This window comes from Sinorhizobium chiapasense (genome assembly GCF_036488675.1).
GTDB lineage: Bacteria > Pseudomonadota > Alphaproteobacteria > Rhizobiales > Rhizobiaceae > Sinorhizobium > Sinorhizobium chiapasense.
In genome coordinates this window covers 2,477,100-2,497,852 of the sequence record NZ_CP133148.1, presented here as the reverse complement: position 1 = coordinate 2,497,852, position 20,753 = coordinate 2,477,100, and the positions used below count along the sequence as shown (strand labels likewise).

The 20,753-nt window shown below is 62.4% G+C and carries 24 protein-coding genes and 1 pseudogene; 12 read left to right on the top strand and 13 right to left on the bottom strand.

Features of this window, described 5'->3' with window-relative positions; genetic code table 11:
• Positions 1-262: 262 nt before the first annotated feature.
• Together RB548_RS12165 and ilvN are read left to right on the top strand one after the other, a co-directional pair.
• Positions 263-2,041, top strand: coding sequence for an acetolactate synthase 3 large subunit (locus RB548_RS12165; RefSeq protein WP_331371565.1), 1,779 nt, complete (start codon positions 263-265; stop codon positions 2,039-2,041).
• A gap of 22 nt (positions 2,042-2,063) precedes the next feature.
• Complete coding sequence (ilvN, locus tag RB548_RS12160; RefSeq protein WP_331371564.1) at positions 2,064-2,636, top strand: acetolactate synthase small subunit; 573 nt, start codon at positions 2,064-2,066, stop codon at positions 2,634-2,636.
• 158 nt (positions 2,637-2,794) lie between these two features.
• Here the strand turns inward: ilvN and RB548_RS12155 are convergent, their stop codons facing one another.
• Positions 2,795-3,640 (bottom strand): aldo/keto reductase, encoded by an 846-nt coding sequence (locus RB548_RS12155; protein WP_331371563.1) that lies wholly within the window; start codon positions 3,638-3,640, stop codon positions 2,795-2,797.
• Between the two features lie 442 nt (positions 3,641-4,082).
• Here RB548_RS12155 and RB548_RS12150 point away from each other — a divergent pair, with 442 nt between their 5' ends.
• Complete coding sequence (locus RB548_RS12150; protein WP_331371562.1) at positions 4,083-4,292, top strand: cold-shock protein; 210 nt, start codon at positions 4,083-4,085, stop codon at positions 4,290-4,292.
• Between the two features lie 258 nt (positions 4,293-4,550).
• Positions 4,551-4,781 (top strand): hypothetical protein, encoded by a 231-nt coding sequence (locus tag RB548_RS12145; RefSeq protein WP_331371561.1) that lies wholly within the window; start codon positions 4,551-4,553, stop codon positions 4,779-4,781.
• Positions 4,782-4,802: 21 nt separating this feature from the next.
• On the opposite strand, the pseudogene RB548_RS12140 reads toward RB548_RS12145, so the two are convergent.
• Positions 4,803-5,530, bottom strand: a pseudogene (locus tag RB548_RS12140) (class I SAM-dependent methyltransferase).
• Between the two features lie 370 nt (positions 5,531-5,900).
• On the opposite strand from RB548_RS12140, the gene RB548_RS12135 reads away from it, so the two are divergent.
• On the top strand, positions 5,901-6,494 hold the full coding sequence (locus RB548_RS12135; RefSeq protein WP_331371560.1) for a LysE family translocator: 594 nt from the start codon (positions 5,901-5,903) through the stop codon (positions 6,492-6,494).
• Here the strand turns inward: RB548_RS12135 and RB548_RS12130 are convergent.
• The 3 genes from RB548_RS12130 to RB548_RS12120 all read right to left on the bottom strand — a co-directional run bounded on the left by RB548_RS12130 (position 6,486) and on the right by RB548_RS12120 (position 8,540).
• Positions 6,486-6,965, bottom strand: a complete 480-nt coding sequence (locus RB548_RS12130; RefSeq protein ID WP_331371559.1) for a DUF2269 family protein — start codon at positions 6,963-6,965, stop codon at positions 6,486-6,488. The two genes, RB548_RS12135 and RB548_RS12130, sit on opposite strands and share 9 nt — an antisense overlap.
• A complete protein-coding gene (locus RB548_RS12125) occupies positions 6,965-8,245 on the bottom strand; it encodes an SDR family oxidoreductase (protein WP_331371558.1) in 1,281 nt (426 codons plus the stop codon). The genes RB548_RS12130 and RB548_RS12125 overlap by 1 nt, the downstream gene beginning before the upstream one ends.
• Before the next feature lie 76 nt (positions 8,246-8,321).
• Positions 8,322-8,540, bottom strand: coding sequence for a hypothetical protein (locus RB548_RS12120; RefSeq protein ID WP_331371557.1), 219 nt, complete (start codon positions 8,538-8,540; stop codon positions 8,322-8,324).
• Between the two features lie 26 nt (positions 8,541-8,566).
• Between RB548_RS12120 and RB548_RS12115 the strand changes: the two genes are divergently transcribed.
• The 4 genes from RB548_RS12115 to RB548_RS12100 all read left to right on the top strand — a co-directional run bounded on the left by RB548_RS12115 (position 8,567) and on the right by RB548_RS12100 (position 10,757).
• Entirely contained in the window at positions 8,567-8,941 is a 375-nt protein-coding gene (locus tag RB548_RS12115; protein ID WP_331374951.1) for a GNAT family N-acetyltransferase, read from the top strand.
• A 103-nt stretch (positions 8,942-9,044) separates the two neighbouring features.
• Positions 9,045-9,689 carry a nitrile hydratase subunit alpha gene (nthA, locus tag RB548_RS12110; protein WP_331371556.1) on the top strand — a complete coding sequence of 215 codons (645 nt, stop codon included), beginning with the start codon at positions 9,045-9,047 and terminating at the stop codon, positions 9,687-9,689.
• Entirely contained in the window at positions 9,686-10,345 is a 660-nt protein-coding gene (nthB, locus tag RB548_RS12105) for a nitrile hydratase subunit beta (protein ID WP_331371555.1), read from the top strand. The genes nthA and nthB overlap by 4 nt, the downstream gene beginning before the upstream one ends.
• A gap of 67 nt (positions 10,346-10,412) precedes the next feature.
• Positions 10,413-10,757, top strand: coding sequence for a nitrile hydratase accessory protein (locus tag RB548_RS12100; protein WP_331374950.1), 345 nt, complete (start codon positions 10,413-10,415; stop codon positions 10,755-10,757).
• Between the two features lie 55 nt (positions 10,758-10,812).
• Here RB548_RS12100 and RB548_RS12095 read toward each other — a convergent pair whose 3' ends face one another.
• The 4 genes from RB548_RS12095 to RB548_RS12080 form a co-directional block, all read right to left on the bottom strand.
• Positions 10,813-11,625: an anti-sigma factor family protein gene (locus RB548_RS12095; protein WP_331371554.1), complete on the bottom strand. Its 813-nt coding sequence runs from the start codon at positions 11,623-11,625 to the stop codon at positions 10,813-10,815.
• The gene (locus RB548_RS12090; protein ID WP_331371553.1) at positions 11,622-12,176 is read right to left on the bottom strand and encodes an RNA polymerase sigma factor; all 555 of its coding nucleotides are present in this window, start codon (positions 12,174-12,176) and stop codon (positions 11,622-11,624) included. The genes RB548_RS12095 and RB548_RS12090 overlap by 4 nt, the downstream gene beginning before the upstream one ends.
• Positions 12,160-12,534, bottom strand: coding sequence for a COG4315 family predicted lipoprotein (locus tag RB548_RS12085; protein WP_331371552.1), 375 nt, complete (start codon positions 12,532-12,534; stop codon positions 12,160-12,162). Before RB548_RS12085 ends, RB548_RS12090 begins: the two co-directional genes overlap by 17 nt.
• Positions 12,535-12,765: 231 nt before the next feature.
• The gene (locus tag RB548_RS12080; RefSeq protein ID WP_331371551.1) at positions 12,766-13,854 is read right to left on the bottom strand and encodes an AbrB family transcriptional regulator; all 1,089 of its coding nucleotides are present in this window, start codon (positions 13,852-13,854) and stop codon (positions 12,766-12,768) included.
• Positions 13,855-14,164: 310 nt separating this feature from the next.
• Here RB548_RS12080 and RB548_RS12075 point away from each other — a divergent pair, with 310 nt between their 5' ends.
• The 3 genes from RB548_RS12075 (at position 14,165) to RB548_RS12065 (ending at position 17,163) form a co-directional block, all read left to right on the top strand.
• A complete protein-coding gene (locus RB548_RS12075; protein WP_153436479.1) occupies positions 14,165-15,292 on the top strand; it encodes an ATP-dependent DNA helicase in 1,128 nt (375 codons plus the stop codon).
• Positions 15,293-15,455: 163 nt separating this feature from the next.
• Positions 15,456-16,082: a pyridoxamine 5'-phosphate oxidase family protein gene (locus RB548_RS12070; protein ID WP_331371550.1), complete on the top strand. Its 627-nt coding sequence runs from the start codon at positions 15,456-15,458 to the stop codon at positions 16,080-16,082.
• Between the two features lie 220 nt (positions 16,083-16,302).
• A complete protein-coding gene (locus RB548_RS12065) occupies positions 16,303-17,163 on the top strand; it encodes an SDR family oxidoreductase (protein ID WP_331371549.1) in 861 nt (286 codons plus the stop codon).
• A gap of 289 nt (positions 17,164-17,452) precedes the next feature.
• Here RB548_RS12065 and RB548_RS12060 read toward each other — a convergent pair whose 3' ends face one another.
• The 4 genes from RB548_RS12060 to RB548_RS12045 all read right to left on the bottom strand — a co-directional run bounded on the left by RB548_RS12060 (position 17,453) and on the right by RB548_RS12045 (position 20,529).
• Positions 17,453-17,806 (bottom strand): CREC-EF hand family protein, encoded by a 354-nt coding sequence (locus RB548_RS12060; RefSeq protein ID WP_331374949.1) that lies wholly within the window; start codon positions 17,804-17,806, stop codon positions 17,453-17,455.
• A gap of 17 nt (positions 17,807-17,823) precedes the next feature.
• On the bottom strand, positions 17,824-18,063 hold the full coding sequence (locus RB548_RS12055; protein WP_331371548.1) for a hypothetical protein: 240 nt from the start codon (positions 18,061-18,063) through the stop codon (positions 17,824-17,826).
• A gap of 290 nt (positions 18,064-18,353) precedes the next feature.
• Complete coding sequence (locus RB548_RS12050) at positions 18,354-19,028, bottom strand: MerR family transcriptional regulator (RefSeq protein ID WP_331371547.1); 675 nt, start codon at positions 19,026-19,028, stop codon at positions 18,354-18,356.
• A gap of 391 nt (positions 19,029-19,419) precedes the next feature.
• The gene (locus tag RB548_RS12045) at positions 19,420-20,529 is read right to left on the bottom strand and encodes a hypothetical protein (RefSeq protein WP_331371546.1); all 1,110 of its coding nucleotides are present in this window, start codon (positions 20,527-20,529) and stop codon (positions 19,420-19,422) included.
• Positions 20,530-20,753: the final 224 nt, after the last annotated feature.

Genomic DNA, 20,753 nt, shown 5'->3' with positions numbered 1-20,753 from the left:
GTTTATCGAAATATACCGGTTTCTTTCGCCTTTTGCGCGCAGTCGGAAAAGGCGTTGACGGGCAGGATTTTTCTGTTTATCAAATCGCCCCATGAAAAATTTCGCGGTTATTCTTGTGGTGGGACGGCGCATGGGCAGGATGGTGTAACCATCCGGCAGTAGCCACCCATGCGCTGAACGAGGCTCCTGAAGGGGCCTTTTTTTATGCCCTGAGAAAAGCTAATCACACCCCCAAACCTTGAAAAGGGACGGAAGCAGGCCAATGAGCGGAACAGAAAACCAGATGACGGGCGCGGAGATCGTTCTCCAGGCACTGAAGGACAACGGCGTCAAGCATATCTTCGGCTATCCCGGCGGTGCCGTGCTTCCGATCTATGACGAGATCTTCCAGCAGGAAGAGATCGAGCACATTCTGGTCCGCCACGAGCAGGGCGCCGGCCATATGGCCGAGGGCTATGCCCGCTCCACCGGCAAGGTCGGCGTCATGCTCGTCACCTCCGGTCCCGGCGCCACCAATGCCGTCACGCCGCTTCAGGACGCGCTGATGGATTCGATCCCGCTCGTCTGCATCTCCGGCCAGGTTCCGACCCCGCTGATCGGTTCGGACGCCTTCCAGGAGTGCGACACCGTCGGCATCACCCGGCCCTGCACCAAGCACAACTGGCTGGTCAAGGACGTCAACGATCTCGCCCGCATCATCCACGAGGCCTTCCGCGTCGCACAGTCCGGCCGTCCCGGGCCGGTCGTCGTCGACATTCCCAAGGACGTCCAGTTCGCGACCGGGACCTACACGCCGCCTTCGGCCGTCCCGACCCAGAAGAGCTATCAGCCGAAGACGCAAGGGGACCTGAAGAAGATCGAGGAAGCAGTCGAGTTGATGAAGACGGCGCGCCGGCCGATCATCTATTCGGGCGGCGGCGTCATCAATTCCGGCCCGCAGGCATCGCATTTCCTGCGCGAGCTGGTCGAACTCACCGGCTTCCCGATCACCTCGACGCTGATGGGGCTCGGCGCCTATCCGCATTCCGGCAAGAACTGGCTCGGCATGCTCGGCATGCACGGCACCTATGAGGCCAACATGGCCATGCACGACTGCGATGTCATGGTCTGCATCGGCGCCCGCTTCGACGACCGCATCACCGGCCGCTTGAACGCATTTTCGCCGAACTCGAAGAAGATCCACATCGACATCGACCCGTCCTCGATCAACAAGAACGTCCGCGTCGACATTCCGATCCTCGGCGATGTCGCGACGGTACTCGAGGACATGGTTCGCCTGTGGCGCGCTGCGGCGAAGACCGTCGAGAAGGCGCGGCTCGAGGACTGGTGGACCGGCATCGCCAAGTGGCGGGCGCGCAATTCGCTGGCCTACGCGCCGAACGACGACGTCATCATGCCGCAATATGCGATCCAGCGGCTCTATGAGCTCACCAAGGACCGCGACACCTACATCACCACCGAGGTCGGCCAGCACCAGATGTGGGCGGCGCAGTTCTTCGGCTTCGAACAGCCGAACCGCTGGATGACCTCGGGCGGCCTCGGCACGATGGGCTATGGCTTCCCGGCCGCGGTCGGCGTTCAGGTCGCGCATCCGGAGAGCCTCGTCATCGATATCGCCGGCGACGCCTCGATCCAGATGTGCATCCAGGAAATGTCCTGCGCGGTCCAATACGGGCTGCCGGTCAAGATCTTCATCCTCAACAACCAGTACATGGGCATGGTCCGGCAGTGGCAGCAGCTGCTCCACGGCAACCGCCTGTCGCACTCCTATACGGAAGCGATGCCGGACTTCGTAAAGCTCGCCGAGGCCTATGGCGGCGTCGGTATCCGCTGCGAAAAGCCGGGCGAACTGGACGAGGCGATCCGCCAGATGATCGACACGCCGGCGCCGGTCATCTTCGACTGCCGCGTCGCCAACCTCGCCAACTGCTTCCCGATGATCCCGTCGGGCAAGGCGCACAACGAAATGCTGTTGCCCGACGAGGCGACGGACGAGGCGGTCGCTAATGCGATCGACGCCAAGGGTCGCCAGCTCGTCTGATGAAAAGGTAGGAAAGAACAAAATGAGTGCACATCTTCAGCCGACGGGCTCCGCCTATTTCATCGCCAAGGAGACGGAACTTGCGGAAACGCACACGCTCTCCGTTCTCGTCGACAATGAGCCGGGCGTGCTCGCCCGCGTCATCGGCCTCTTTTCCGGCCGCGGCTACAACATCGAGAGTCTCACGGTTTCCGAGACCGAACACGAGGCGCATTTGTCGCGCATCACCATCGTCACGCGCGGGACCCCGCATGTGCTGGAGCAGATCAAGAACCAGCTCGAACGGCTGGTGCCGGTGCACCGGGTTGTCGACCTCACGGTTCGCGCCGCCGGCCTCGGCCACGACCGGCCGATCGAGCGCGAATTGGCCCTCGTCAAGGTGCACGGCTTCGGCGAGCACCGCGTGGAGGCGTTGCGGCTCGCGGATGCTTTCCGGGCCTCGGTCATCGACGCCAACATCGAGCACTTCGTCTTCGAGATCACCGGCAAGCCGTCGAAGATCGAGCAGTTCATCGCCATCATGAAGCCGCTCGGCCTGATCGAGGTTTGCCGGACCGGCATCGCCGCGATGAACCGCGGTCCGCAGGGGATGTGAGGCGGAATGCTGCGTTCTGGCGGCGATTGCCCCTCACCCTAGCCCTCTCCCCGCAGGCGGGGAGAGGGGATAAAAAGCGACGCCACGAGTCCCCTCTCCCCGCCTGCGGGGAGAGGGGACCGGCAGGCGGATGAGGGGCCTTATTCGGCAGTCTTTCCTCAAATAACCTCCAGCCGCATCTTCCTCCTTGGCGGCGGGAAAAGACGGTCGAGTTCGGCAAGGTTCTCCGCCGTGAAGTGAATGTCCATCGCGTCGCGGTTTTCGCCGGCGCGCTCGGCCGAGCCGGTCTTGGGGATCGAGATGACGCCCGGGCGGTTTTTGAGGAAGGCGAGCGCCACCTGCGCCGGCGTCGCCTGATGCGCCTTGGCGATGTGGATCAGATCGGCGTTGTGAAGCAACCGGCCCTCATCGAGCGGCGAATAGGCCATGACGGGCACACCACGATCGCGGCACCAGGGCAGGAGATCGTATTCGATGCCGCGGCGAGCGAGGTTGTAGAGCACCTGGTTGGCGGCGACATTCCGGCCGCCCGGCACCGATTCCAGCTCCTCCATATCGTCGACATCGAAATTCGAGACGCCCCAGGCGCCGATCTTGCCGGCTGCGCGCAACGCCTCGAAGGCGGCGACGGTTTCGGCGAACGGATATCCGCCGCGCCAGTGCAGAAGATAGAGATCGATCCGGTCGGTGACGAGATATTTGAGGCTGCGTTCACAGGCAGCAACGGTGCCCGAACGGCTGGCATTGGAGGGCAGCACCTTGCTGACGAGAAAGACCTCGTCGCGCCGGCCTTTGATCGCTTCGCCGACGATGCATTCCGCGCCGCCGTCGCCGTACATTTCAGCCGTGTCGATCAGTGTCATGCCGAGATCGAGGCCGGCCTGCAGGCTGCGGATTTCCTCCGCCGCCCTTGCGCGGTTCTCGCCCATGCGCCAGGTGCCCTGGCCAAGTACGGGAACCTTGCGGCCATCGGGAAAAGCGGTCGTCGGGATCACATCGTGCATAGGAAATCGCCCTGAGGGTTGGCTACTGCATATTTCCTTAAATCGCAGCCGATTTAAGGACAAAAACATGCAGCAATTCAAAGTGCTACAGCGTCCTTTGCGCGTCTGATAAGACGCGCGGCGCTGTAGGCACTCCAAGATTAAGATGCGATCGAAGAAAGTCCATAAGGACAAGCGCCGCTAATCGGTGGAAGCTCGCCGGCGTTCGTACAGGCACAATAATGAAAATGGCGGGGCGGCACCGCTAAGTCATCAAGAAATAAAAACAAACTGCGCCTTGCCAGCGACACAATTTTGACCTACATAGATCAAATCGATGTTGATCGACGATATTTGTTTCTGCGCCCTTGGCGCATCGTCACGAAGATCCTGACAAAATCGGTTTTAATACATCGCGGAAACGCGGTGTTGTTTTTCCATGGGCGATTGAAAGGATATCGGCGTGGCTTCCGGAACAGTAAAGTGGTTCAATAGCACCAAGGGCTTCGGTTTCATCCAGCCGGATGACGGCACGTCTGACGTGTTCGTGCACATCTCGGCCGTTGAGCGCGCCGGCCTGTCCACTCTCAAGGATGGTCAGAAGGTGAGTTTCGAACTCGCCCAGGATCGCCGCACGGGCAAGACGTCCGCAGAAAACCTGCGCGCCCTTTGAGTTGTGCACGCGATTGTGCTCCATGATCGCATTAGACGAGATTATCATCTCCCTGCCTTTGACCACGGATGTACTGGCACTGGCAGGTTGAGATGATGAGGGAAGGTCGGGTTCGCCCGGCCTTTTTTATTTGTCCTACAGCGCCGCGCGTCCTAGCAGACGCGCAAAGGACGCTGTAGCACTTTGAATTGCTGCATGTTTTTATCCTTAAATCGGCTACGATTTAAGGAAACATGCAGTGGGAAAGGAGGAATCTTGATGAAGGAAAGCCAGAGCAACAGCGTGTTCAAGCCGACCAAGAAGAGTCCATCCGACCGCGCCGACCAGGCCACGCTCGCCTCACGGGCGATCGTGGAGCAGGAGAAGATCGCCCGCGAGAAGAAGACGGCCCGTCTCCGGCAGCTGCGGCTGGAAAAAGAAGCCGCCGAGGAGGCAGCAAATCCTGCCCCCGCGCCGAAAGAGAAGCGAAAGGCGCAAAAGCGGATATAGAAAAATTGCGTTCGCGTTGTCTTAACGCTGGGCGGCGACCAGAAGCATCATCGGCCGGTCGACCTCTTCCGCGAGATCGGGATTGGCGGCGATCTGCTCGGGCGTCGGGCTCCACTCTTCGAGATGGCGGATTGAGAAGCCAGCCCTGACGAGCGTGTTCAAAGTGGTGCCGATCGTCCGGTGATATTTGACGACGCCCTTGGCCAGCCAGTCGGTACGTCGCTCCCCTTCGACCGAATAACGATCGAGCAGCCAGATCCGGCGGTCGTCCGCATCGCTGGACCAGCCCGGCTTGGTCGGCGCCATATAGATCGGATGTTCGATCGTGAAGACGAAATGCGCCCCGGCAGGAGGCTCGCATGGATCGTCCGCACCAGGCGATCGAAATCCTCGATATAGTGGAAGACGAGCGAGCTGTAGGCGAAATCGAAGCTCGCCTCCGGCAGCACGAGATGATCGAGATCTGCGATCCGATAATCGATCGCCGCGTCGTCCGTATCCTTTCTTGCCCGCGCGATCATGTTTTCGGAAAGGTCCAGTCCGAGGACGTGGTCGGCACCGTGCTGGCGCGCCCAACGGGCAAACCAACCGAAGCCGCAGCCGAGGTCGACCACGCGGAGACCTTTGAGGTCCGGCAATATGGCCCGGATCGCCGGCCATTCGGCGGCGCCGTCGAGCCCGTGCACGGACCGCGCGAGCTGGCTGTAGCCCGCGAAGAATTCGGGTTTGTCGTAGATATTTTGTGCCATTTGAGCGTTCCACCTAAAGCGCGTCGCGTTCAAACGGCCTCATGCGACGCGATTTAGGTCTTTTTTTTCATGCATGTCGTTGTCCCAAAACCGCTGCACACTTTTGAGCGACATGCCTTAGCGCAGGCGGCCAATTTCCACGCGCCCGGAACGTTGTCAAGGCAACGGTCGAACGCCCGATTCCATGACTGGCGACCGCCCATCAATTCCGGTTTTGTCACCATGACAAATACTGGCTGGTGTTTGCCTTTAGGTCAGGTAGGCTGACCCAAATTGGCCGGACCCGATTCCGGTTCCGTCGGATTACCGCAACCAGATCAGGAAGATAGGGCGCGTCGCAGCGGCGGCGCTGCGCTGCAGGAGGAAATGCATGCAACTGGATACGCTGCTCGCGCTGTTCCTGTTTGCCTTCACGACGTCGATTACGCCGGGACCGAACAACATGATGCTGTTTGCCTCAGGCGTGAATTTCGGATTCGCGCGTACCATTCCGCACATGCTCGGTATCGGCGTCGGCTTCTTCGTGCTTCTGCTCGCAGTCGGCCTCGGTCTCGGTGCGCTGCTCCACTCGGTACCGGTCCTCTACACCACGCTGAAATTTGCCGGCGGCGTCTATCTTGTCTGGATCGCCTGGAAGATCGGGACCTCGCGATCGCTCGGCGAGGGCAAGGCGAGCGCGCAGCCGATGACCTTCCTGCAGGCGGCCGCTTTTCAGTGGGTCAATCCAAAGGCTTGGGTCATGGCGGTCTCGGCCATGGCGACCTATACGAGCAGCGAAAGCTATCTCGTGAGTGTGCTTTTCGTCGGCCTCGTCTTCGCGCTCGTCAATGTGCCGAGCGTTTCGACCTGGGCTGGCTTCGGTTCGGCACTCCGGCAATGGCTCTCCGAACCGTCGCGGCTCAAATGGTTCAACATCACCATGGCCGTGCTGCTCGTCGTCAGCCTCTGGCCGATGTTAAAATAGGGTGATGTCGGGTTTCGCCAGCATCAGCCAGAAAATCGCAATTACCGCGGCAAAGGCGGGAAACCCGCAGGCAAACCAGATGCGGTAAAGGCGGTCGAAGGCGGGTGGCAGGGGCGCCTTCCTTACGACGGCCTGCTTCGCAAGGTCTCGCAACCGGATCTGGATCCAGACGACCGGCAGCCAGAACAGGCCGGCGAAGACGTAAAGTGCCAGCGACAGCACGATCCAGCCCTCGGTGAGCGGCCAGCCGATCGCGCGCGCCAGCCCGTAGCCGGTCAGCGGCTGCAGCACGACCGCGGTCGCAGTGAAGACCGTATCGGCAACAACCACAATTCCGCCGACATGGGCGATGATGCGCGGATCGCGGGTCCGCTCGGCCATCGCCATGAAAAAGGCGATGCCGGCGCCGGTGCCGAAGAGCACCGCCGCGCCGAGCACGTGAAGTAGCCGGAGGAGATCGTCGAAGGTCATCAGCGTTCGTCCAGAATGGCAAGGGCGGTGAGCGTCAGCAGGATCGACGGCAGAACCTTGACCAGCGGACCGAGCGGATCGCGCCAGAGTGTTGGTTCGGCGAGCGTTGCCGCAAGCAGATAGGCAAGCGTCAGCAAAAGCATGCCGAGGAGCGCCCGCCTTGCCCAGGGCCGCACGAGAACCGCGAGCCCGAGCGCGATATCAGCAAGACAGGTCGCGATGGTTGCCGCACTGGCAAGCGGCTCCGGCAGGAAGACCGCGAAATGAGTGCTTGCCGCATCGAAGGCGAAAAACGGCACGAGGCCGGAGATGACCCAGAAAAGCGAAAGGGCTACGACGATCAGCGGCTTCAACAGGTAGAGCCGGGCGAACCAGAGATCCTGGACGCCCGAAGGAGCAGCGGCGAGGTTTTCGGCGGCGGATACCAGGCGCGGCCTGAAATCCGCTGACGGCCTGCTCGCGATGCCGCCGGACATGACCATCATCGCCGTGGAGCGGAGTGGCGAGCGCCAGCCGAGCAGACCGGCCACATCAGCGAGCCAGGTTACCGGCCGCGCCAAAGTGGGCGGCAAGGCGATCGCCGGAGCGGGCGGGAGGCCGAGCCAGTGGCGATGAATGAGAACGAGATCCTTCAACGTCAGGTGCTCATCGTTGCCGAGCGCAAGATCAGAGCCGGCCGGCAGGTCGCCGTTGACAGCGGCGCTGACGGCCCCTGCGACATCATCGAGCGCGACCGTTGCGACCGGACTTCCGGCATGGATGAGCGGGATTGCAAAGGGCAGGGCGGCAAGGGCTCTCAGCAGCGCGGAGCCGCCATGGGCGTTGCGGCCGAGCACAAGCGCCGGGCGCAGGATGACAAAGGGCAGTCCGCTAGAAGCAAGCGCCGCGTCCGCCCTGCGCTTGGTCGCAAGAAAAGGAAGATCGCTGCCGGCGCTTTCCGTTTCCGCCGATATCTGCACGACAAGCCGCAGTCCGCTGTCGCGCGCGGCCTCGTAGAGCGCCAGCATTGACTTTTCCTGGGTGGCGACGAGATCGTCCGAAAGGCCGTCCTGCAGCGCGCCGGCGCAATTGACGACGATCTCGTGGCCCGTGAGCGCACCTTGCCAGTCGCCCCGCGTCATGCCGGCAAGATCGGCCCTGATCCACTGAAGCGCAGGCATCGTCAGCGCGGCGCGCGAAGGGTCTCGACTGAGTCCGGTCACCCGGTGGCCATCATTGACGAGTTTTTTGGCGATGGCGGAACCGATGAATCCGGTCGCACCGAGAATCAGGATGTTCATGGCACGACCTTAGCTGAAACCGCCAATGCATGTTTCCTTTAATCGTAGCGATGAAAGGACAAAAACATGCAGCAATTCAAAGTGCTACAGCGACCTTTGCGCGGCTGATAAGACGCGCGATAGTACCGGTTGCAACCTCGCCGCCAACGTCAATCCATAGATCGGCGCTTGCGAGCGGCTGGCGGTTTTCGTTGTCGGGGATATTCTGGCCGAGAATACGAATGAGGAGATGAAGGGTGCCACCCATTCTCGAAGGACCGACCATCAGGCTCCGGCCCCCGTCTGAAACGGACATAGAGGCTCGTTTTCTCCTGGGGAGCGATCCCGACATCGCGGAAATGTTCGGCGTCAGTCGAGGAGACGTGCGCCGGACAGATCAGGCTGGACCGTGTCGACCAACATGACCGCCGCGCCTCAATGGCAATCGGAATCTTCGACCGCTCGTTACTCGGGCGTGGGTTTGGCAGCGAGGCAATCCGCGTTCTTCTGACGCACGCCTTTGGTCCGATGGGGCTTCATCGAATTGGAATACGTGTGCTCAGCTACAACGAACGGGCGATCGCGGCCTATGAAAAGTGCGGTTTTGTTGAGGAGGGGAGAGAGCGCGAGGCTGCGTTTGTCAACGGAACATGGCACGACGACGTGATGATGGGGTTGCTCGACCATGAATTCCTCGGCATGGCCTCCGCTGAATGAGCTTTGTCGTGACAACTTTTAGTGGCGCTTGGCTCAGAAATCGATTCCGATCTTTGCGCTGATGCACTAAAAAGGACGTCGTTTCCGGCAGAGGAGTGGTGGAATGTCAGAGCATCATCATGGTCATGACCACGGTCACGATCATCACCATCACGACAACCATTTCACCGACATGGAAGCGCGGGTGAAGGCGCTCGAAACCGTGCTGACGGAAAAGGGATTGATCGACCCGGCGGCGATCGACGCGATCGTCGAGACTTACGAGACGAAGGTGGGGCCGAGGAACGGTGCGTGTGTCGTCGCCAAGGCCTGGAGCGATCCGCAGTTTTCCGACTGGCTGAAGCGCGATGCGACGGCGGCGATCGCGAGCCTCGGCTTTGCCGGCCGGCAAGGCGAGCACATGCGGGCTGTATTCAATACGCCGGAGACGCACAATCTCGTCGTCTGCACGCTTTGCTCCTGTTATCCGTGGGCGGTACTCGGGCTGCCGCCGGTCTGGTACAAGGCGCCGCCTTACCGTTCGCGCGCGGTCATCGATCCGCGCGGCGTCCTTGCCGAATTCGGGCTCGAACTGCCGGTGGAAAAGAAGATCCGTGTTTGGGATTCCACGGCGGAGCTGCGCTATCTCGTCGTACCCGAGCGGCCGGTCGGCACCGAAGGCTTGAGCGAGGAGGAACTGGCCGACCTGGTGACGCGGGACTCGATGATCGGTACTGGTCTTGCGCTTTCGCGGGAGGTCGCGCGATGAACGGACCGCATGACCTCGGCGGCCAGCACGGGCTCGGGCCGATTGCGCCCGAGAAGGACGAGCCCTATTTTCATGCGGAATGGGAGAAGCGGGCGCTCGGGGTGACGCTCTCCTGCGGCGCTTTCGGCGCGTGGACAATCGACGAGAGCCGGCATGCGCGCGAAAGCCTGCCGCCCACGACGTATCTTTCGGCGAGCTATTACGAGGTCTGGACCCGTGCGCTGCAGGCCTTGCTGAAGCGCCACGGCTTTCTCACACAGGCCGAACTTGATGCCGGCCACATGCTGGAGAAGGGAACGGAGCCGAAGCGGACATTGAGGGCCGAGATGGTGGCGGACGTGCTCGCCAAAGGCGGCCCATGCGACCGACCGATTGCGACGCCGCCGCGTTTCGCTGCCGGAGAAAGGGTGCGCACGAAGAATTTCAATCCCGAAACCCACACGCGCCTGCCGCGCTATGCCCGCGCCAAGATCGGTGTGGTGGAGGCCGTGCAGGGCAGCTTCGTCTTTCCGGATGACAATGCCCACGGCAAGGGCGAGAATCCGCAGTGGGTCTATACGGTCGTGTTCGACGGCGGCGACATCTGGGGCGACGGCGCGGACCCGACGTTGACCGTCTCGATCGATGCCTGGGAGAGCTATCTTGAGCGCGCATGAAACCTTCTCGCAACGGTCGGAGGGGAATGCAGGCGGAGAATCGGGGGCCACTTTCGCCCATTCCCCGCTGCTCGCCTCGGCTGAGCTGCCGAAGTCGGCGGAAGGCGATCCGGTCTTTGCCGAACCGTGGCAGGCGACCGTTTTCGCCATGACCATCAGGCTGCACGAGCAGGGCGTGTTTTCCTGGAGTGAGTGGGCGGAAGCACTCTCGGCGGAACTCTACAGGCCCGGCCGCAAGGCCGATGCGAGCGACTACTACGATTGCTGGGTGGCCGCGCTTTCCCGCCTGGTAACGGAACTCTCCATCACCTCCGGACGTGAGCTCGACGCACTCACCCGAAGGTGGCAGCGCGCGGCTGAAGCCACGCCGCATGGCAGGCCGATCGTCATCGAGAACGATCCGCTGAGGTGAAGGTGGGCTGAGCCGAAGTTGACGCCCTGCCGCATTCCTTTGATCGCCCGCTTCTTCACGACGCTGACGAGCCCTCGAACTGCCGGTAGCATTCGTCGGCGACCTTCTGCAGAAGCTCGCGCGGCACTTCGCCGGTGACGGCGTAGCCGATCCGGCCGTCGATCCAGTAGAAGGTTTCGACGCCGCCTTGGCTCGCAATGCGGAAGCTCGTCTCGCGGTTCTCGGTGTTGCGACCGAGAAGGACAGTCAGCCGCTGGCCGGTGCCATCCTCGTACATCAGCATGGCGCCCGCCTTGCCGTTGACCGGGACGAGCCGGCCGCCGACGAGCGAGAAGCCGAGCGTGGAAAGATCGGGGATCCTCAGCTGATAGTCGAGCCGCTTGCCGAGCCAGGTCGCGAGATGCGCCTGCTCGCCGGCGCCCACCTCGACCGGGTGGCGCACCTCGCTCGCATAGATGAGGAAGGCCGATTGTGCCTGCCGGGGCAGCGTGTCGGGCTCTTCCGTGATCTGAAGCGGCTCGTCGGGGGCGATGATCGCGGGTGCATAGAGGCCGGTGAGCGCGCCTGCGGCGAAGATCAGCAGGCCGGCGGCAACGCGTCCAAGCAGGCCGCGGGAGGATGTCGCCCCGGCCTCGGGCGCCGGCCGGCCCGTGGCGACGAGCGAGCGGTCGCCGTCGTCACTGCGGGCATAGCTGGCGAAATGCGATTTCAGCGCCGCGGCCTGCGCCTGCCACTGCCGCACTTCATCTGCGCGCGCCGGGTGCCTTTCGAGCCATGCCTCGATGCGCTCTCGCTCCGGCTGGCTCAACTGGCCATCGACATAGGCGTGCAGTTCGTCTTCGGAGACAGTGTTGAATTCGTCGGTCATTTCGGTCTCCGCAGGGCAACCACGTTGTCGTCCTTCATCGCTTCGGCGAGTTGGCGACGGGCACGCGACAGGCGCGACATGACCGTGCCGATCGGGATCGCCATCATCTCCGCCACGTCCTGGTAACGGTAACCCTCGATCACCACCAGCATCAGCACCGAGCGGTTTTCGGCCGAAAGCCTGTCGAGCGCGCGTTCGAGGCGCAGCTTCTCCAGCGGGTCGGTGTTGTCTTCAGCGGTGGCGAGACCGAGTTCGTCATTGAGTTCCACCTCGGGGTGCTGCGCCCTGTGCCGGTGAGTGTTGCGGTAGAGATTGGTCATGATCGTGAAGGTCCAAGCGCGCAGGTTCACCCCGCGCCACTGTGCGCGGCGCGCCAGAACCTTCTCGACGCAATCCTGCAGCAGATCCTCGCCGTCCGGATCGGACCGGGTGAGGCTGCGCGAATAGCGCCGGAGCGCCGGCATCAGGGCCAGCACCCCTTCCTCGAAGGCGTCGGGGGCGGAAAGATCCGTCCCCGCGCTCCCCTCTTGACCGTCACGGCCGTGCGACATCCCATTCGCCCTTCACGCCGTCGCCGGTAATGTCACCCATCTTCTTGTCCTTGATGAAGAAATAGAGCGGCATGCCATCCTTCGCCCACTGTTTGCCGCCATCCTTGCGGTCGACGATCGTGTAGGCGCCATCGGCCATGGCATCTCCTTCAACCATGAAGGGCGGCCAGTTCTTCGCGCAAGCGTCGTAGCAACTGGAAACGCCACCGTGGTCATCCTTGTAGGTGTAAAGCGTCATGCCGTTCGCTGCAGCCAGCACATTGCCTTTTTCCGATTCGACCGTCTTGACCGGCGGCGCGGCAAAGGCGGAAGCGCTTGCGGCAAGGCATATGGCGATGGCTATTGGAAACGTTCTCATGGGGACCTTCCTTCCTCAATAGGTTTCTGCGGCGGGGCGAGGGGTTTACCCCGCCCCCGCTGAAGCGGAACCGCGTTCGGTTCGCGGATAAGACACGGAGGATGCAGGATTTATTCCCTAGCGCTCGTGATGGTTGAGGCAGGGGCGATGGTTGTCGAAGCAGCCATTCACGCGTAGCCATGGATGCGATGTGCCGTCTTCGTTCACTCGGCCAAGCGACACGCCCGCGACTTAAGCCCGATCGGCCACGAAGCGGGCGAGGGCCGGGCCGAGCATGGTGATGATCAGTACCCGGACCGTCTGCAGTGCCATGACGAAGGACACGTCGACATTGCTCGAGGTGGCGATGACGGCGATCGAATCGAGGCCGCCAGGGCTGGTGGCGAGATAGGCTGTCAGCGGATCGATGCCTGCGGCGACGATCAGCAGGACCGCAAGCAATCCGGAAAAGGACATCAAGGCCAGGATGGAAATGACCGTCGGCACCAGTGCCCGGCGGGCGTGTATCAGGATCGCACGCGTGAACCCGAGGCCGATGTTCCAGCCGAGCATGACGGAGCACAGGGCAATCAGCCATCGCGGCAGCTCCGTCGTCAGCGTGCCGGTGATGTTGAGAGCGGAACCGATGGCAAAAGGCACGAGGAAGACGCCAGCCGGTACGCGCAGGACCTTGCCGAGGAAGCCGCCGGCAAGGCCGACGGCAAGCGTTGCCAGGAAGGGGAAGCCGGCGATCGGCGCGAACCAGGGGGTCGTGGCGCGGACCTCGGCACCGGAGACCCACAGGTGGGCGACCAGCGTGGCCGCGCTGGCGACGAAGACAACGCGCAGGTATTGCATGAAGGCGACCAGCCTTGCATCAGCACCATACGCGTCCGCCATCAGCAGCATGGTCGAAGCGGCGCCGGCCGAGGAGCCCCAGATCGCCGTGGTGCCAGGCAGGATGCGCATCTGCGTCATGATCCAGCCGCAAAGCGTGCTGACACCGATGACCGCGAGAACGACGGCAAGGAAGAGCAGCCAGTTGCCGGAAAAGGCGACCAGCAGTCCGGGCGTCATCGAGCCGGCGATCATCATAGCCAGGATAAACTGGACACAGAAGTAGAGCCGGCGCGGCAGGCGGATCGTGCCGCCGTTCATGCCGACCAGTGCGCCGGCGAGCATCGGGCCTATCAGCAGGCCGGCCGGAAGGCCGATCGTCTCGAGGATCGCCGCGAACAATGCCGAAAGGGGGGCGAGCACGCACCACTGCAAAGCCGGCCGCAAGCGGCCTATCCCTGCGTTTTCCGGCGGGGAGGGCGTTGCTGGGTGTTCCGGTCTCAAGGGCTTCTCCGGTTGTTCTCCGCGGTGCGGCGGGCGAACGATAGGGCGGCGCAGCTATGCAGCGGTTGGTAACCCATAACCGGAAAATCGGAAATCGATTTTCGGAAAAAGCATATGCGCGATATCAAGGCGCCGCTGCCCTGCACCGCATTCAATGCAGCGCAGGGTAGAAGCATTCGCGACCAGGGTTCAAGGTGCACTGCAAAAAGTGCTACAGCCGGATGGTGCTTTTTCTCGAAGGCGGTTCGCAGAGGGCACGATTAAGAAATCCGCACTTGCGCACCGCCCCCGAATCCTGACACTGCGGGCCATGCAGTTCGCTCCGCAACAGGATGAGGCCTTGCAGGCCGTTTCGCGCTGGCTGAAGGAAGGGCGCTCGCCGCTCTTCCGGCTGTTCGGCTATGCCGGAACCGGCAAGACCACGCTCGCCCGCCATTTCGCCGAGCACGTGGACGGCGAGGTGCTGTTTGCCGCCTTCACCGGCAAGGCAGCACAGGTGCTGCGCTCCAAGGGGGCGAGCAATGCCAAGACCATCCATTCGCTGATCTACCGGCCACGTGGCGAGGAGGAGGTGGAGGACGAGGAAACCGGCAAGACCTCGATCGCGCCGATGTTCTCCATCAACCGGCAGAGCCCCGTCGCAAAAGCGGCACTGATCATCGTCGACGAATGCTCGATGGTCGACGAGGCGCTCGGCAAGGACCTGATGAGCTTCGGCACGCCGATCCTCGTTCTTGGCGATCCGGGACAGTTGCCACCGGTCTCGGGCGGCGGCTACTTCACCAATCAGGAGCCGGACTACCTGCTGACGGACATCCACCGCCAGGCGCGCGACAATCCGATCATCCAACTGGCCATGCAGGTGCGCGAGGGCAGCGAGATCATGCATGGCGACTACGGCACCGCCCAGGTGATTGGCCGCGGGCAGGTGACGCAGGAACTGGTGCTCGAGGCCGACCAGGTGCTCGTCGGCACGAACCGGACGCGGCGGCGCTACAACCAGCGGCTCCGCGAGCTAAAGGGCTTCACCAGCGAATATCCGCAATCCGGCGACAAGCTGGTCTGCCTTCGGAACGATCCGGCCAAGGGGCTGCTCAACGGCTCGCTCTGGCAGGTGATGAGTTCGTCGAAGGAAACGGTGAAGCCGGGCATCAACCTGATGATCCGCCCGGAAGACGACGACATGGATCGCGGCGCGGCGAAGATCAAGCTCCTGAAGGCCGCCTTCGAGGATGTCGAAGGCGAGATCCCCTGGTCCACCCGCAAGCGCTATGACGAGTTCGACTACGGCTACGCACTGACGGTGCACAAGGCGCAGGGCTCTCAGTGGAACAATGTCGTTCTCTTCGACGAGAGCTTCGCGTTTCGCGACACGCGCGAACGCTGGCTCTACACGGCGATCACCCGCGCGGCGGAGCGGTTGACGATCGTCCGGTGACGCAGGCTGTCGGCGCTAGCGGTCGCAGGCGGGATGCCGAGGCGGGCCCGCCGCCCTTTCGAATTTCGAGAGAATGCTTTTCGATTCTGACGGATAGTCACGATGTATGGAAGCTTCTAGTCTCCGGACATAGGCGCGATCTCGCCGCCGCCCGGAGAGGGATATGGACAGCAAAGTGACCTATTCCAGCGATGTCGCCTTCACGCCTTCAGTCAAGGCGATTCAGAGTCGCAAGGGTTCGCGCCATTCCTACCAGCGCATGGAGGAGCGTGGAGGCTGGCAGACGCTCATCACGCCGGATCTCCGGGGCTTCATCGCGGCGCAGACGAGCGTGTTCCTCGCCACTGCCAATGCTGAGGGGCAGCCCTATATCCAGCACCGCGGCGGCCCGCCCGGCTTCCTCAGGGTCGTTGACGAGCGGACCATCGGCTTCGTCGATTTTGCAGGCAACCGGCAATACATCACCGCCGGCAACCTTGCCGACAATCCGAAGGCCCATCTCTTCCTGATCGATTACACTCATCGGCGGCGGGTGAAGATCTGGGGCACCGCGCGGGTGGTCGAGGGAGACGCCGCCCTGATCACCCGGTTGATGCCGCAGGACTATGGCGCGCGGCCGGAACAGGTAATCCTCTTCACGGTTTCCGCCTGGGACTCCAATTGCCCCCAGCATATTCCTCAGCGCTTCGAGGCGGCCGACGTCGCGGCCGCACTTGCCGAGCGCAACCGGCGGATCGAGCTACTGGAGGCCGAAATCGAACGGCTCAAGGCGCAACGCTCGACCGCATGATTCCTTCAATCACAGCCGATTCACGGCAACCGGTCGACGCTGGCTTACGCGCAGTCGATGAATTTGGCGCCGCAGCGTCACCGCGACTGACGAGCATGTCTTGGCAAGACGCTCGATACGGCGATAATAGTCGGTTCTGTTGCGAGCCGCCAGGCGATACCGGGCGGGAAGGCGATTATGCCTGCGCAATTCCGGACGGACTTTTGCCCAAAGAGTGATCATGATCCTTGTGACGGGAGCCTCGGGGTATGTCGGCGGGGCCGCTTTGAAGCGGCTTTCCGAAAGGGGGCATCCCGTGTCCGCGATGGTGCGGAATCTCGGCAGGGCGGCCGAGGTTCGCGCCGGCGGCGTTCCGATACGGATCGCCAACTATGACGACCGGGCGAGCCTGGAGCGGGCCTTCGAGGGTGCCGATCGGCTCGTCTTCGTCGCCAGCGATGGCGACGCGCGCGCCGTGATGCGTCAGCACGCGAACGTCATCGACGCGGCTGCCGATGCTGGGGTCGGCCACATCGTCTTTACGAGCATCGTCGATATAGATGCGGCATCGGCGTTCTATTTCACGCCCGTCTATCGGGACGCCGAGCGTCGGCTCGCCGAACGTGGGACAGGGGCGACGATTCTGCGTTGCGGTCTCTATGCGGATCTCATCCTTTCCAACTGGCTGCGTCCTGCCCGCGAAACGGGAGAGATCGCCGTGCCGCTCGCCGACGCCCGCGTTGCGCCGATCTCGCGCGATGACGTGGCCGAGGCGCTGGCGAACGTGGCTGCGTCGGAGACACCCGGCGGCCTCTATCATCTGACCGGACCGAGGGCTTATTCCTTCGAAGAGATCGCGACGGCAACAAGCGCCGCTTTCGGTGTGAAGATGCGTTACGTCCCTTGCGCGCCGGCCGACTATCTGGCACGCCTCCTGTCCGAGGCGCCGGACCCTTGGCCGCACGCCTTTTCGTCGCTGTGCAGATCGATTTCAGAAGACCGCTACGGAGCCGTTTTTCCGGATTTCGAGCGTCTGGTCGGCAGACCCGCAGAGAACTTCGAAAGTTTTCTGCGCAAGGCAAAGGCGGGGCGGCCGCGTTAATGCTTGCTGCAGATACGGCGTCGCTTCCCCGTAACTTGCGCAACCAGAGTTTGCTAAAATCGTTGATTTAGCGTTAAGCGGTTACAGGTGAGTGCAAGTTGCTTTTTGGTCATCCTCGAGGATGATTCTTCGAGTTCGGTTCGCTTTACATGGATAAAGCTCAAGCAGAACAGTAACGAACTCCATGACTCCTGGATAGGATCTTGCACCCATCCGATAAAATCAAAGCGTGCGCCCGGAGAATCCGCGCGGCGCTCTGCGAGACACGCAACGCAGCGGGCGGGCGCGCCTACTGAAGATTGCCGTCGCCGCTACGGTCGGCGGCCTTGAAGTCGGCCATGACCCTGTTCAGGAACTCGCTTAGCGTGAGTCTGCCGTCGCGGTTGGCGTCAGTCGCGGCAAATTGTTGCGCGTTCAGAATCTGGCCCACTTCTTCGGTGCGCAGGCTGCCGTCCTTGTTCTTGTCCAGACTGGCGAAGGCCGAGCTCATGAAGGACTCGTACTCGGACTGGTCGACCGCACCATTCCTGTTGCGGTCGAGCCGATCCATTTGGCCCTGGCTCATGGCGGCCGGTTGATTCTGCGCCGAGGCGCCGATGGCCTGTGCAATACAAAGGGCCGCCAGTAGGAGTACTCTTTTCATCATCCCGGCCCTTCGCATCAATAGCAGGTCAAGGCATTGCCGCCCGCAGCGCCCAGCGTGGCGCCGCTGCCAACGGCCCAAAGCTGGCCGGTGCCCGAGCCAATGGTCGCGCCGATCACGCCGCCGACGACGGCGCCGCCGACCGTGCCGGCGATGCAGCCGAACTCGCCGGCGCGAGTGCTGGAGGTCGTAGCGGACTGGCAGCCGGACAGGGCGAGGCCACCTGCGAGAATGAGAGTTATCGTGCCCTTGCTCATTTTTTCCTCCAAGTATATCCGCCCGTGTGCAATAAATATCGGCGGACGCGCCATTTTCTGGCGCCGGATGGAAATAAGCTTCTGAATATGCATCTCGAATAACGAGAAGCTCTTCTGCTCTGTCAGAAGCATATCGCTGACAAGACATGCAGACCGTCGCCAAAGACGTGCTCGGCTGCCGCCAAATACTACTGCCGCACCGCGGCGGTGACAACTGTCAGGGCTTATTCTGCTCGTCAAATATTACGACAGGCCGTATCGGTTTGTGGTCCGCCCGAGCGTTTCGTACTTTACTCCGATGCGATCACGCCGGCGAGAACGGCCTTGGCGACGGCCTGAAAGCGATTATGGGCAGCGAACTTGCGGATGATCCCGGATTCCAGCGTGAGGGCCGCGGTCATGTCCATGTCCATCACCTGGGCGATGCGGGAGGCGGGATAACCTTCGGCCATGAAGCCGAGGCAGTCGGACTCGATCGGCGACAGATGGACATGCTCCGCGGCCGTCGGATCATCTTCGCCCTCCACCGATCTGGCTTCGAGCAGTTCAGCGATCTTCTGCATCTGGCGGCGCAGGATCGATTGCTGGGCAGCGAGCTCACGGCGACGCGCCTGCAAGGCTGCATCGAACAATTCGTCTGCCCGCGCCTGGCTTTCAGCCCGATCGAGTGCCGCCATCAGTTCCTGGATCGCGGCGATCGGCATGTCGATTTCCCGGCAGGCATTGATCACCGCCATACGGCGGATATGGTCCTCGCCATAAACGCGCATCGGCCCCATGCGGGCGGCAGTCAGCAGGCCTTTCTCTTCATAAAAATGCAACGTCCGGTGCGTCACCCCGAAAACCTCCGCCATCTCTGCGATGGCAAGCCGGTCGTCCGGACCACGGTAGGGTACGGGCAGTTGCGGCAGAAAGCCGACAGGGTCGTCCCTGACGCCCGCTTGTTTCCAGGAATCTTGCGACATCTGATGTCCCCCGTTCGAGCGTCTGGAAGGCGTCGCAACCCGCCGACTGTGGCGGAGATCACTCCTCCAGCCAAGCACCCGGCCCGTCGCCCGCCTCGACACCTGCTGCTCGTGGAACACGTCCGCGCGCAAAGGCGCGGCTACTGCTGACCAATGTGCATGCCCGCGACGAAAACCTGACGCCGCAGGTCCGACTAGCTGGAACCCCGTTACGCGTTCGCCGAACGCGTGGTGCTCCAGTGAGCAACCCGGCATGAAATCCAACGCACGCACTCACGGTAAGTGCGAATCACGCAAATGAACAGTCCTTAATATTGCTGGGAAAATGCGGCTTCGGACGCAGTGTCGTACAGTAGGAGCAAACGAATTCATCCCATGCGCGCAACGTGCCTCAATGGCCGATGACCTTGAGCGGGCTGTTGGCGGAAATGATGAAGAGCGGCTCGTCGCCCCTGAGAGGACCGAGTTTCTGCTGGCAGTCCCATGCCTTCTGGAAGCTGTCGCGCGTCAGCAGCCGGCGGTAGCGCGCCGTTGCCGTCATGCATTCCATAAGCGTGCTCTGGATCCTCTCCGCGGCGGCGTGGGTGTAGATCTCGCCGTCGAGCGCAAAAAGCTGCGCGGCAAGCGACGTACTTTCGAAGAGAATGTCCGGCTCGCTCGTCAGCCGTTCCGCGGTAATGAAGTCGCGCCGCAGCGGAATGCCTACACCGTCATGCGAGAGCGTCACGCGGATGCCCGCCGCGGGCGCGTCGTACCAGGCGAGATCGATCGAGAAAGCCAGAGCCTGATTGCTGGAGGCGGGCGCGCCTGTGTCCTCGACCGCGCTCGCCTTGGCGAGCGTCTTGTGGCGAAGCGCCGCCTCGTGCAGGGCCTTCGCGAATTGCCTGGTGCCCTTGTGCTCGGGGCCGGACACGCCGACGCTGACGGACGGCAGGCCGCGGATAGCAGCCATAGGACCCTCGACGAGCTTTGCCTCCGCGTCGATATCCAGCGTCATTTCGGGCGAGGGCAGGGGGGCGAAAAGGAGCAGGGGCAACACGCTGAGTACCGCCCAGGGAGAAGAAAAGGGAGCCGGCTGCCAGGGGGCTCGGCGCCGGGACGACGACTGGCCACCGCTCTTTTCCTGCCGGACCGAAACCGAGCCGGCGTCGGCGACATGCGCGCGGCGATACTCCGGCACATAGGTTCCCTTCGGAATGATGACCTGCCACCTCTCGCTGGCGCCTTCGGTGTCGTAGAAGGTCTTGAGCAGCTTGCGCAACTTGCCGGCGTGGACGCGGACGAGGGGATCCCCGTCGGCATTGAAGCTCTGGTCGCGGCCGAAGACGTCGACGCCGATCGAATATCCCTTGAGCTGGGTGCCTTCGCCGATCACTTCCTTTTCGACGACATAGGCGAGGAAAGCGCGCAACCTTTCTGACCGCCGAAAGCTGCGGCTGTCGAGAATCCGGCGGAGCGCCAGCCGGATCGTCTCGTCGCAGGGCCTTTCGGCTGGCGTCATCGATGTAGCTCCAAAGATACGGGCGGAATGCCGGAATCGAGATTGCCGGGAAGAAACAACTTAAACCTGATTCGGAGCTTAAGCCCAAAAATGGCGGTTGTCAGGTTCGATGACGATTAATCGCACTTTTTCTGAAATACGCGACTCAAGTCCGCGGCGGGCGGCGGGACCGCTCTCCAGCCGCGTGTGACGGGAGAGCGCCTCCCCGATCGCGAGGGCGAGAT